The organism is Planctomycetota bacterium (genome assembly GCA_038746835.1).
Taxonomy (GTDB): Bacteria; Planctomycetota; Phycisphaerae; order Tepidisphaerales; family Tepidisphaeraceae; genus JBCDKH01.
In genome coordinates, this window is record JBCDKH010000118.1 from 1 (window position 1) to 11,973 (window position 11,973).

Consider the following 11,973-nt stretch of genomic DNA (forward strand, 5'->3'; position numbering starts at 1 on the left):
CATCTGGATCCTCCCCCTCGCCGCTGCTACTGGCGACCGCGTGACGCTCCGCGCGGTCATCGGTGCCGTCGTCGCAATGACAGGCGTCGTGCTGCTGCTTTTGCGATGAGCTTCGACCTGCGTGTCAATCGCTCCAGCTTTCCCCTTGGCGCTGTGGCGTTGCACCGCCATAGTTGCTGTGGGAGATCGCCTGGCACACCCGTGTGGGCTCCTCACAGCCGGTTGCACGGAGATGATGCCTCGTTCGCGTCCGAGTTCCGACCAGACCGCCGCTCTAACGAGTGGCCGAGTCGCGTTATCGGCAGCCAGTGAGCGGCTCGAAAGCCGACGGCTGCTGTCCGGCACGACGGGCGGGCCGGGGGATCCGGACGACACGTTCGCCGAGGCCATCTTGCTCGGGCTCATCGGCCCGGCCGGCGCGACCAGCGGGGCCGTCGACATCTCGACCGATGGCGACGACGTGGACGTCTACCGCTTTGACGTCGCGGCCGGGCAGACCGTCGGGTTCGACATCGACCGGGCCGTCGGCAGCACGCTGGACCCGGTCATGCGCCTGTTTGACGACACCGGGACGCAGCTCCAGTTCGAAGACGACGGCGTCGCGCCGGACGAGCCGTTCGGAACCGATGACAATCGTGGCGGCTACTTCGAGTTCACCTTCACGACGGCCGGCACGTTCTACGTCGGCGTCAGTGCTTTTGGGAACGACGCCTACGACCCGATCACCGGCGACGGCGACAACGTGGCCGCGACCAACGGCGGCTACGAGCTGGTCGTCACCGACCGTTTCGCCGCCATCGACAGCGGCGGGCAGTTCTACCCGTCGGCCATCGTCATCACCGGCACCGATGCGGCCGACACGCTCGTCTTCGACGTCGACCTTGCCACGGGCGACGTGCTCACGACGCTGAACGGGCACACGCTCCGCTACCTCGCCGGCCGACTTGATGCGCAGCAAGTCCTCGACGCTGGCGAGGGCAACGACACGATCGAGGTCGTCCGCGTCGCCACATCCGCAACGAGTCTCGCGTACAGCCTCGTCGCCCGCGGCGGCAGCGGCGACGACAGCTTCGTCGTCGGCACGGGCGACCTCGACAGCTCGATCTTCGGCGGCCTGACCATCGAGGGCGGCGATGACACCGACGACGTGGCAATTGACGACACGGTCGGTCTCGCCGGCGACATCTACCACCTGACCGGCACCGATGGCGGGAGACTCGAACAAGCCGGGCCACCCGGACCCTTCAGCGGAATTGACCTCGACGCGCTTGAAGGTCTCACCCTGCTGACGAGCGACGGCACCGACGTCATCAACGTCCATAATGGTACCGGCGTCGAGATCGATTCGGGTGGCGGAATCGACTCGATTAACATCTACGGCAACGACCCGCTGACGCCGGTCGTCGTCCGCACTGGAGACGGTGACGACACGCTTCAAGTCGACGTCGACAATGGCGGCCTGCCTGCGTCGGTCCGCTTGGTCGAAAGCGAGCGTCTGTCGAACCTGAGGCTCTTCTCGAAAGCGACGCTGATCGTTGACCCGGGCGCGGACAAGGTGATCGATGTTGGCCGGCTCACGACCTACGACTCAGTCGAAGGTGGCAGCCTTTTCGACTTGAACGACAACGTGCTCGTGCAGCGTCTTCCCGCGGTCGACGGCTTCTTCCGAAGCCGACTCGCCTCGGGCTACGACGGCGGAAGCTGGTCCGGCGTCGAGGGCATCACCAGCTCCGTCGCACGCGACTCGACCATTGCCGACGGCCTGGCGTACGGCACGGCGCTCGACATCGGTGTGACGGCGATTGACGGCGAATCGCTCGATGCCGGGAGCTTCGTCATCGCATACACGCTGCTCGGCGACGCGGACCTCAACCATGGCGTCGACCTTGCCGACTTCGGCAGGCTGCGCTCCGGCTTCGGCTCGTCGTCCGCCACCTTCGCACTCGGCGACTTCAACTACGACGGCGTCGTCAACCTGGCCGACTTCGGCCTGCTGCGGGCGTCGTTCGGCCAGACCGTCTCGCTGCCGTCGCTCTTCAGCAACGACGAGCTGTGACGCTCGTATCATCGCTCGTGCACGAGGCGAACCCGGCTCCGGCATGGCAGAAGGCGGTCGAAGCCGCCCGCGATGATCGTCGCCCACGCCTGCCCGAACCGCCGCCGATCCGGATCGAGGCCGTCGCCGACGTCCACCTGCCGATGTCGGCCGGTCTCGAGGTAGAGCTGGACGACTTCTACACGCAGCTTCTGCCGATGGTCCGGCGTGAGGGCGAGTTCCCGGCCTACGACGCGGAGGACTTTGGCATCGTCTTCGATGTCATCGAGACCCGACCCGATCGCGACGAGCTTCGGCCGGTGCTGCTGCGTGTACGCGGATTCGACGTCTTTTTCACGATGCTCCAGGAGCAGCAGATCGAGTTCCAACACCTTCGTGGCGTCGGGCCAGGCGATGATGCCGTGCTGCTGCGCGATCCTGCGGGCAACTGGGTGCAGGTTGCCGCATGGCGTGACTTCGGCTGACCTAATGTGACGCGTGTTCGGGGGTAAGCCCATCATCGGCCTGGTCGGCGGGATCGGCGCCGGAAAGTCGACCGTGAGCAAGCTCTTCGGCGAGGCCGGGTGCCGGGTCATCAGCAGCGATGAGCTGGTCGCCCTGGCCTACACACACCCGGCCGTCAAACGGGCCGTCTTCGACGAATTCGGTGACGAAGCCCTCGACCCGCGCGGCAACGTCAACAAGGCCGCCCTGTCGCGAGTCGTCTTCCGGCAGCCGGAAAAGCGGCAGTTTCTGGAGCAGCTGCTGCACCCCGTCGTGAACAAGGCACGCGTCGAGCTGATGGCCGAGGCGGCAGAGCGGGAGGAAACCAAGGCGTTCGTCTGGGACTCGCCGTTGCTCATGGAGACGCGGCTGGACGAGCTGTGCGACGCGGTGGTCTTCGTCGACGCGCCGTTGTTGGATCGCCAGCGTCGTGTTTTGGCTCGCGGGTGGGATGCGGGCGAGCTCGAGCGTCGGGAAAATGTCCAGACGCCTCTGGACAAGAAGCGATCGCGTGCCGATCATGTGCTGGTCAACGCGGACGACACGCCTGCGACAGGCGACGTTGTTTCCGCGATCCTCCGGACCATTCTCGAACATCCCGTGCCTGCCCCCACCTGCTGCGGCGGTGGTTGCGGATCGGGCGGGTGTCAGAGCCAGGCTGGTCCCTGTGGAGCGTCTGCTGCCGGTTCGTCCGGCTGTGGGTGTTCCGCCTGAAAGCTGGCGACAGGTCATTCGACTCGTCCGTCGGCGACATCGCCTCCCGCGGCCCGGTTCCGGGCCTGCTGCCTCTTCCGACTTCGCAATCAGCGACGGAATCCACAACCCGTGACCGTGTTCCGTGTCTTCTCACGGCCCGCGCGTCATCCCTCCTGCGACAACGAGAATCGACATGCCAGCCAAGACGGCTAAGCGAACCACCCGCCGACGGACCAAGGCGACCCGCACCGCGGCCGAGGAGACGCCCGATTCCGACGAATCGACCCAATCGCTCAACGGCGACGCCACCACCGTCGACGACGGAGAGGTCGCCACCAAAGCCAAGTCCAAAGCCAAGGAGGTCGACGACACCGCGGACGACGGTGACGAGGAGTCGGCCAAGCCAAAGCGCCGCAGCCGTCGCCGTGCCAAGAAGCAGGACGCCGAAGCCACCAAGCCGGTCGACGAGGACGAGGACGACGCGCCCGTCGCAAAGGCCAAGCCCCGGCCGGTTGATCCGAATCGCCCGCACATCCCGTCCGACGAAGAGATCGCCGCCGGCACGCCCGAGGGTCTGCGGTTCAAGCCGCTTGAGCAGCAGGACAAGCTCTACCTCAAGGAACTTCGCGAAAAGAGCGACGACGAGCTGCTCGAACTCGCTGAGGCGGAGAGCATTCCCGACGCCGCCAAGCTCAAGCGGCAGGACCTGATCTTCCGCATCCTCCGCAGCCGGGCACGCCAGACCGGCCTGCTCTTCGGCGAGGGCGTGCTGGAAGTGCTGCCCGACGGCTTCGGCTTCCTCCGCTCGGCCGACAACAACTACCAGGCCTCGCCCGACGACATTTACATCAGCCCGAGCCAGGTCCGACGCTTCGGCCTGAAGCGCGGCCACCAAGTCTTCGGCCAGATCCGTCCGCCCAAGGAGAGCGAACGCTACTTCGCCCTCCTCAAGGTCGACTCGATCATGAACGAGGACCCGCAGAAGGTCCACGGCCTGCGGACCTTCGAAGAGCTCACCCCGCTCCACCCCGAAGAGCGGCTCCACATGGAGAACGAGCCCGGCGAGGTCTCGATGCGGGTGCTCGACCTCGTCACGCCCATCGGCAAGGGGCAGCGCATGCTCATCGTCGCCCCGCCGCGAACGGGCAAGACGGTGCTGCTGCAGAAGATCGCGCACGCGATCAGCACGAATCACCCCGAGGCCGTCCTCATCATCATGCTCATCGACGAGCGGCCTGAGGAAGTGACGGACATGCGTCGCTCCACCAAGGGCGAGGTCGTCGCCAGCACCTTCGATGAGGGTGCGGCCCGGCACATCCAGGTGGCCGAGACCGTCATGGACAAGGCCAAGCGGTACGTCGAGTACGGCAAGGACGTCGTCATCCTGCTCGATTCCATCACCCGCCTCGCCCGCGCGTACAACAACGAGACGTCCAGTGGCAAGCTCGGCTCCGGCGGTGTCGACACGGCCGCGCTGCAGAAGCCGAAGCGCTTCTTCGGTGCCGCCCGCGCCATCGAAGGCGGGGGCAGCCTGACGATCCTCGCGACGGCCCTCGTCGACACCAACTCGAAAGCCGACGACGTCATCTTCGAAGAGTTCAAAGGCACCGGCAACGCCGAGCTGCACCTGGATCGCCGGCTCGTCGAGAAGCGGGTCTACCCGGCCATCGACATCAACGCCTCGGGCACGCGTCGCGAGGAGCTGCTGCTCGATCCGAAGGAGATGGAGCTCGTCTATCGCCTGCGCCGCGTCCTGTCGGACATGAACCCGGTCGAGGCGATGGAACTGCTCAAGGGCCGACTCGAGAAGACCAAGAGCAACGGCGAGTTCCTGCTCAAGATGAATCTCGACTGATGTCCTCGGACGCGACGTAGGGTGGGCCCGGGCCCACCTGCTGCACCGACCTGACGCCGAATCGTGGGCCGGCGCACGCCCGACGAGATGCTTCTCGAATCAAGCAAACAGACCGAACCGGACGGCTTTGAGAAGCTCGATCCTCGGAGCGTCACGGTCGAGCGGATCGGCTGGGCGATTTTCCTCGCCTTTGTGACCGTCGTCGCGTTGATCATCCTGGTGCCGGTGTTCTTTGCCGGCGATGGGTTCTCGCTGGCTTGGTTCATCCTGGCTTCGATCGCTCTTGCCATCATCGGGCTGGTGACGTTCATGCTCGCCTGGATGCCGCGAAAGGACTACGAGGCCAAGCGGCTTCGGCTGGATGACTTCGGGATCGAGATCCATCGCGGAGTCTTCTGGAAACGACGCCAGCTCATCCCGCGATCGCGCATCCAGCACACCGACGTCAGCCAAGGCCCGCTCCAGCGACGCTTCGGCCTGGGCACGATCAAGCTGCACACGGCCGGGACGCTCAACGCGACGATCGCACTCGAAGGCCTCGCGCACACGCGAGCTGTCGAGCTTCGCGATCGCCTCGTCCTCGACGACGAGCCTGAGGCTGAGGCCGAACTGGTGGTGGCAGAGCCGGAAGTCGAACCGTTCCCACCAGCGATCGAGGCCCGTGACGACCACGCCTGAAGTCGACGCATTCGGCACGCCGGCAGCGTCCGACTGGCGTCGGATGCACGCGTGGTCGGTGCTGTTCAACGTCGCCGGCATGGCAAGGTCCTTCGCGGTGCCGCTCGGCGTCGTCGCGTTCGCCTTCGTCTTCGGCGGCGGTGACGGTGTGCGCTCGATGACGGGGCTGCTTCTTGCGGGTGTCTCACTCGTCATCGCCGGGCTGGTGCAGGTCGTCCGCTTCCTGACGATGCGTTACCGCTTCGACGGCAACGACCTCGTCGTCCGTGTGGGCCTGATTTTCCGCAGCGAGCGGCGGATTCCGATGGCCAAGGTCCAGAACATCGACCTCGTCCAGAACGTCGTTCATCGCCTCTTCAACGTCGCCAAGGTCAAGCTCGAAACCGCCAGCGGCGCCGGGGCCGACGCGTCGTTCAGCGTTCTGGACGACGCGGCCATCAGCGAACTGCGGACACGCGTCTTCGCGAAACGAGACGCGGCCACTGCCCCAGTTGACGCGGTCGCCGAGACACCGGCTGAAGACGAGCAGGTGGTCGAGATCCTGCGGCTTTCCACGTTGGAAGTCGTGAAGCTCGGCCTGATGACGTTCCGCGGCATCGTCCTCGTCGCCGTCGTCGTCGCCATCGGTTTCGAGGCCGGGTTGGACAGTGTCTTCGAGCGTGTGGACGTCGAGGAAGTCACCAGCGGCATCACGTCGGCGACGAGCTCGACCAGTCGGCTCGACGCGATCCTGATCGGGTCGGCGCTCGTCGCTTCGGTGTTGCTCGGGCTCGCTGTGCTGTCGATTGCTTGGTCGCTGTTGCGGTTCCACGGCTTTCGGCTGACGCGTTCGGGCGAAGACCTTCGCGTCGAGTCGGGCCTTTTAACGAAGGTCAGCGCGACGGTGCCGCGTGGCAGAATTCAGTTCATCAGCGTTCGCGAGACGCTGGTCCATCGCCTGCTGAACCGGGTCACCGTCCGGGTCGAAAACGCCGGCGGCAAGGCGGCGGGGAATGGCGAGCAGCCCATCGGCGAAAAGTGGATCGCCCCGCTCGTTCCCGTCTCGCGTCTGCCCCAGGTGCTGAACGAGCTTCGGCCGGGGCTTTCGTTCGACGACCTGCCCTGGCAACCCGTCGCCCCGCGTGCGCGGTGGCGCATGAGTGTGAAAGCCCTCATCGGCACCGGTCTCGTTTCGGCACTGATCATCTGGCTGAGCTGGCAGATCGGGCTTGTCCTGCTAGTGCTGCTCTTGTTCTTCGAGCTCTGGTCCGCCAAACGCGAGGCCGACTACCGCGGCTGTGCGTTGACGGAAGAGGGCCTTTGGTTCCGTAGCGGTGCCTTCACCCGGCAGCAGAGCGTCGCCCCGCTGTCGAAGGTGCAGACGATGCACTGGACGCAGTCCCCCTTCGACCGCCGGCACGGTCACGCGACCCTGCGCGCCGACACCGCCGGCGCTGGGCCGTCGGGGCATTTCATCGCGATGCGCTACTTCCCCGTCGACAAAGCCGACGCAATGTGCCACGAGCTGTACACGCAGGTTGCCCGGACGGAGCTGTCGTGGAACTGATACGGATGATGAGGTGAATCGGCGTTAGCTTCCGACTTGTCGGGTGAGTATCGACCGCATCCTGACGCCGAGGGTTGAGCGAAGCGATGCCCCGGACGCGTGGTTGAGAGACATGACGCGGATATCGCTCCGGGGAATCGCTTCGCACAACCCTCGGCGTCATCGCACCACCCAAGCGCACACTCATCTCAGAATCCATAGGACCCCTCCGTCATCCCGAGCGCAGCCGAGGGACCTCGTCTGATTCTGGGCGATCAAGAAAGCGAGGTCCTTCGACTCGCTCCGCTCGCTCAGGATGACGGAAAGGGCTCAACCGGCGACGTCCGCCAGCACGTGATCGGCGACGTAGATCGGCACGCTCGTCGCGACGCCGACGGCGATCGCGTCGCTGGGGCGGCTGTCGACTTCGATCCACTCTTCCTCGCCTGTTGGTTCGGCCGGCTCGCCGTTGCCGTTGACCGGGACGCGACGACGCCGGCGGATGATGATCCGGGCGAAGAACGTGTGGTCCTGCAGGTTGTGGACCTCGATCCGGTCGACGACGCCGCCGAGGGCTTCGACGGTCGTTGCGAGCAAATCGTGCGTCAGAGGCCTGGCGTGGACGATGCCCTTGAGCCGACGATCGATGGCCATGGCTTCGCTGGAGCCGATGACGATCGGGAACTGCCGTGGGCCGTCGACTTCGTGCAGGACGATGATCTGCTGGTCCTGAAGCTCGCTGATGATGATGCGGCTCAGTTCCATCTTCACGCCAGTCGGCGCTGCCATCGTGTCGGACGAGTCGGCCGGAGGTACATCGTTTTCGTCCGAGCCGGCCATGGCGGAGTGGACGCTAAAGCAGCCCGCCGGCGCGGTCAAGACGACGGCCGACGTGGGCAAGGTTTGACACGCGTCGCCAGCCGCAGCTTCTGATATCGTCGGCCCATGAAGATCGGCGTTCCGACGGAGATCAAGCCTGACGAGAGTCGCGTCGCCCTCGTCCCGGCCGGCGTGCACGCGCTTGTCGACGCGGGGCACGAGGTCTTCCTCCAGGAAGGTGCCGGTGATGGCAGCGGCTTCACGGATGAGCAGTTTGTCGAAGCCGGTGCCACGATGGTCGCCGGTGCGAGGAAGCTGCATGCGTCGGCGGAGCTGATCGTTAAGGTCAAGGAGCCGCAGGTGAGCGAGGCGGCGATGTACACGCCGAATCAGACGGTCTTTGGCTACTACCACCTCGCAGCCGCGGACGACGTCGCCCAGGCGTGCATCGAGGCCGAGATCACCGCCATCGCGTACGAAACCGTCCGCGACCGCCAGGGTCGGCTGTGCCTGCTGACGCCGATGAGCGAGATCGCCGGCAAGATGAGCGTGCAGGAAGGGGCCAAGTACCTCGAGCGACCCAACGGCGGGCGAGGCGTTCTGCTGGGCGGCGTGCCGGGCGTGGCGCCGGCGAACGTCGTCGTCCTGGGCGGCGGCGTGGTGGGGACGTGCGCCGCCAAGATCGCCGCCGGATTCGGGGCGAACGTCGACATCCTCGACGTCGACCTCGACCGCCTCCGCTACCTCGACGACGTGATGCCGGCCAACGTGCACACCGTCTTCAGCAACGCCCACGCGGTCGCCGACTACTGCTCTCGCGCGGATTTAGTTGTCGGGGCGGTGCTTATTCCCGGGGCGAAGGCACCGCATCTGGTGACGCGTGAGATGCTCAAAGACATGCAGCCCGGCGCGGTCGCCGTCGACGTTGCGGTCGATCAAGGCGGCTGCTTCGAGACGAGTCGCCCGACGACGCACCAGGATCCGACCTACGTCGTCGACGGCGTTGTGCACTACTGCGTGAGCAACATGCCCGGCGCGGTCAGCCGGACGAGCACGATTGCCCTGTGCAACGCGACGTTCCCGTACGTGCTGGCGATTGCGAATCAGGGCGTCGCCGGCGCGCTGCAGAGCGATCCGGGCCTGCGCGAGGGCGTGAATCTGCAACGCGGCCGTGTCACCAACGCAGTGGTCGCGGCGAGCTTGAATCTCCCGTACACGCCCCTGGCCGCCTGACGCCTGGCATGGTTTTCGGCCGATATCATGGGTCATGGCCGACCGACAGAAGGAGCTTTCGCGTCACCTCGAACGCGACCCGGGCGACCCGTTCCTGCGCTACGCGATGGCCATGGAACACAAGAAAGCCGGCCGGCTCGACGAGGCGCTCGACTGGTTCGGCAAGACGCTTGAAGCGGACGAGACCTACTGCTACGCCCACTACCAGATCGGCCAGGTCCACGAGCAACGCGAAGACAACGACGCCGCCAGCGCCGCGTATGAGAAAGGCATCGCCGCGGCCAAGAAGCACAACGACGCGCACGCGGCTGGTGAGATGCAGGTCGCGCTCGACCTCTTGGACTGAGTTTTTGTGTCAGCCGACCACGCCTTCGAACCCGGCGACCGGGAAGGCGCCGCCGGCTTCGCCGAAGGCGTAGTGAATGTTGCCGTCGTCGTCGAAGAACGCGATGCCGCCGCGGAGAGAGATGGGCAGGTCGGTGTGTCGAGCCCACACGCTGTCGCCCGCGCCGACGCTGAAGACGCCCGTCGACCCGCGACGCGCCTCGATCTGCCCGCCGAGCACGAAGATGCGACCTTCGCGGACGAACGTGACCGACTCGTTGTGGCTCAGCTGTTGCGGCAGTTCTGGACCCTCTCGCCACGTGTCGGTGGCGGGTGAGTAGATCCAGACGTCGCTGTGCGGGACCTGGCCGATGGTGTGGTTGTGCTCGCCGCCGACGGTCCAGAGCTCGTCGTTGAACTCGACGATGCCGAGGTGGTTCTTCTCTCGCGGCAGCGACGCGGCGGCCTGCCACTCGGGCGGTGTGGTGTTGGTCGCGAGCGCCTCTTCGAGCGCAGCCAGATCGAGCGTGAAGTGGTCGTCCTGCGAGGCGACGCGCGTCTCATTGGTTCCGCCGACGAAATGGAGCGTGTCACCGTGAACGACGCCGCCCGGTGCGAATCGCAGCGCCGGCACGTCGATCGGCAGCGTTTCCCACGTGTCGGTCGCAACGTCGTACCGGAAGACTTCGTCCGAGAGGACAAAGCTTTGGCCGAACTCGCTGGTGCCGATTTGCCCACCGATCCAGTAGTAGTGGCCGCGTGCTTCGTCGAAGGCCATGGCCGCGTGCGTCTGGCCGGCGGTCTCGGGCAGGTTGGCCATGTCGACGACGTCGCCGGTGTTGACGTCGAACGCGAAGACGTCGCGCGTCACGACATCGAACCCACCGGCGAACCCGCCGACGACGTATTGCATGTCGCCGACGCGGAACGTCCCGCTCTCGACACGGCCTTCGCTGATCGCGTAGCTCGTCCCGGTCCACGCGATCGACTCGCCTGCCGTCGGGATCGGCCTCGGCTCGACCTCGGCAATGCGGAGATACAGCAGCGCCGGATCGATCGACGTGTTGCCGACTTGGACGCGAATCAGCCCATCGGTGACCCGCGTGAAGCCAACGCCCTCACCAAATGGCTCGCTGGCGAGCGGGATGGCAAAGACCGTCGGCTCGCCGTTGACAGAGATGCGATGTCGAGGCGACAGCGGCTCGGGATCGGTCACGTCGGGATCGCCGACGACGATGCCGACGGCGTAGGTGCCGTTGGGCACTTCAATCCGCCACTCGTCGCCGTTCTGCGGCAAGGCGATGGTGTCGTACCGCTCGTCGCGACCATCGACGGCAGATGGACTGTTGGACGAAGTGAGCTGGAAGACGTTGCGTGCGCTGTTGCGATCGACGACGTCGCCAGTGGCTTCGAGATCGCGATTCCAGCCGTAGCGAAGCCCGTTGCCGCGCGTGGCAAAGGGCCGGCCGAAGTCGGCGCGAGCGAACTCGACGCCTTCGTGGCCGGCAGGTTGGAAGTTGATGTTGACCTGAAAGCCGCCTTCGAGCGTCGGGTCGTAGCTGCAGACCGGGCACGAGCAGCCCGGGCCATGGATCGTGCAGTCGGGATCGCTGGTACTGAGGTGACGCCGTGCTTCCAGCCGCTCGAGCCGTGCGGCCTCGGGCAGCGCATGCTGCTCCCCGGCGGCATCGCATTGCTGGCGGCACATATCGCCGACATCGGCCAACGCCGGCGATGACCTTACCTCAACATGAGCAACGCATGCGTCAGCTTCGATCGATCTCGCCGACCAGCGCGTCGCTCATGAACCCGTTGTCGCGCGAGTCGCCTGCGATGTAGAGCAGGCGATCCTCGTCGTCGTCGTAGACCAGCGAACCGACCTTGCGAGGCTGACTCAGGCTCGTGTGGATCCGCCACCGGTCCTCGGCCACGTCGTAGCTGAAGACGTCGTCGCCGACGAAGTTGCCGCGACGCTGTCCGCCGGCTACCCAGATCCGCTCGCCGTCGAAGGCCCAGTTGATGTGACTCAGCGGCACCGGCGAGAGCTGGCCCAGCGACCATGAGGCCGCGTCCACGTCGTACCGCTGGACCTCATGGCGAACCGAATAGCCGAGGTTGTGGTCGTACTCGCCCATCACCACGACCGCCAAATCGCCGCCTGACGGCGCACCGCCCGGCACGAGTTGCACGGCCGAGTGATTGATCGCAAACGGCAGCGGCGGCATGTCGACCCACTCGGCTGAGGCGTTGCCGTTGTCGACCGCATCGACCAGATCGAGCGACCAGTGCGACACCTGCGTCAGC

11 protein-coding genes are annotated in these 11,973 nt (G+C 65.9%); 8 read left to right on the forward strand and 3 right to left on the reverse strand.

Annotation, left to right across the window (positions count from 1 at the left end):
* The first annotated feature begins 235 nt into the window (after positions 1-235).
* From AAGI46_11595 to AAGI46_11620, 6 genes are all read left to right on the forward strand, one after another.
* On the forward strand, positions 236-2,056 hold the full coding sequence (locus AAGI46_11595) for a pre-peptidase C-terminal domain-containing protein (protein ID MEM1012848.1): 1,821 nt from the start codon (positions 236-238) through the stop codon (positions 2,054-2,056).
* 17 nt (positions 2,057-2,073) lie between these two features.
* A complete protein-coding gene (locus AAGI46_11600; protein ID MEM1012849.1) occupies positions 2,074-2,520 on the forward strand; it encodes a hypothetical protein in 447 nt (148 codons plus the stop codon).
* A 13-nt stretch (positions 2,521-2,533) separates the two neighbouring features.
* A complete protein-coding gene (coaE, locus tag AAGI46_11605; GenBank protein ID MEM1012850.1) occupies positions 2,534-3,253 on the forward strand; it encodes a dephospho-CoA kinase in 720 nt (239 codons plus the stop codon).
* Between the two features lie 175 nt (positions 3,254-3,428).
* Entirely contained in the window at positions 3,429-5,090 is a 1,662-nt protein-coding gene (gene rho / locus AAGI46_11610; protein MEM1012851.1) for a transcription termination factor Rho, read from the forward strand.
* 87 nt (positions 5,091-5,177) lie between these two features.
* Positions 5,178-5,768, forward strand: coding sequence for a PH domain-containing protein (locus AAGI46_11615; GenBank protein MEM1012852.1), 591 nt, complete (start codon positions 5,178-5,180; stop codon positions 5,766-5,768).
* Entirely contained in the window at positions 5,752-7,314 is a 1,563-nt protein-coding gene (locus AAGI46_11620; protein ID MEM1012853.1) for a PH domain-containing protein, read from the forward strand. Before AAGI46_11615 ends, AAGI46_11620 begins: the two co-directional genes overlap by 17 nt.
* A gap of 309 nt (positions 7,315-7,623) precedes the next feature.
* On the opposite strand, the gene AAGI46_11625 is transcribed toward AAGI46_11620, so the two are convergent.
* On the reverse strand, positions 7,624-8,058 hold the full coding sequence (locus AAGI46_11625; GenBank protein ID MEM1012854.1) for a bifunctional nuclease family protein: 435 nt from the start codon (positions 8,056-8,058) through the stop codon (positions 7,624-7,626).
* 180 nt (positions 8,059-8,238) lie between these two features.
* Between AAGI46_11625 and ald the strand changes: the two genes are divergently transcribed.
* The gene (gene ald, locus AAGI46_11630) at positions 8,239-9,345 is read left to right on the forward strand and encodes an alanine dehydrogenase (protein ID MEM1012855.1); all 1,107 of its coding nucleotides are present in this window, start codon (positions 8,239-8,241) and stop codon (positions 9,343-9,345) included.
* Positions 9,346-9,379: 34 nt separating this feature from the next.
* A complete protein-coding gene (locus tag AAGI46_11635; protein MEM1012856.1) occupies positions 9,380-9,691 on the forward strand; it encodes a tetratricopeptide repeat protein in 312 nt (103 codons plus the stop codon).
* A 9-nt stretch (positions 9,692-9,700) separates the two neighbouring features.
* On the opposite strand, the gene AAGI46_11640 is transcribed toward AAGI46_11635, so the two are convergent.
* Complete coding sequence (locus tag AAGI46_11640; protein MEM1012857.1) at positions 9,701-11,395, reverse strand: hypothetical protein; 1,695 nt, start codon at positions 11,393-11,395, stop codon at positions 9,701-9,703.
* Between the two features lie 40 nt (positions 11,396-11,435).
* Positions 11,436-11,973: hypothetical protein (locus tag AAGI46_11645; protein MEM1012858.1), on the reverse strand; the 538-nt coding region annotated here is incomplete at its 5' end.

Coding starts and splice junctions, on each gene's coding strand:
- AAGI46_11625 (MEM1012854.1), bottom strand. CDS start 8,058: ATGGAACTGAGCCGCATCATCATCAGCGAGCTTCAGGACCAGCAGATC.
- AAGI46_11615 (MEM1012852.1), top strand. CDS start 5,178: ATGCTTCTCGAATCAAGCAAACAGACCGAACCGGACGGCTTTGAGAAG.
- AAGI46_11635 (MEM1012856.1), top strand. CDS start 9,380: ATGGCCGACCGACAGAAGGAGCTTTCGCGTCACCTCGAACGCGACCCG.
- rho (MEM1012851.1), top strand. CDS start 3,429: ATGCCAGCCAAGACGGCTAAGCGAACCACCCGCCGACGGACCAAGGCG.
- ald (MEM1012855.1), top strand. CDS start 8,239: ATGAAGATCGGCGTTCCGACGGAGATCAAGCCTGACGAGAGTCGCGTC.
- AAGI46_11595 (MEM1012848.1), top strand. CDS start 236: ATGCCTCGTTCGCGTCCGAGTTCCGACCAGACCGCCGCTCTAACGAGT.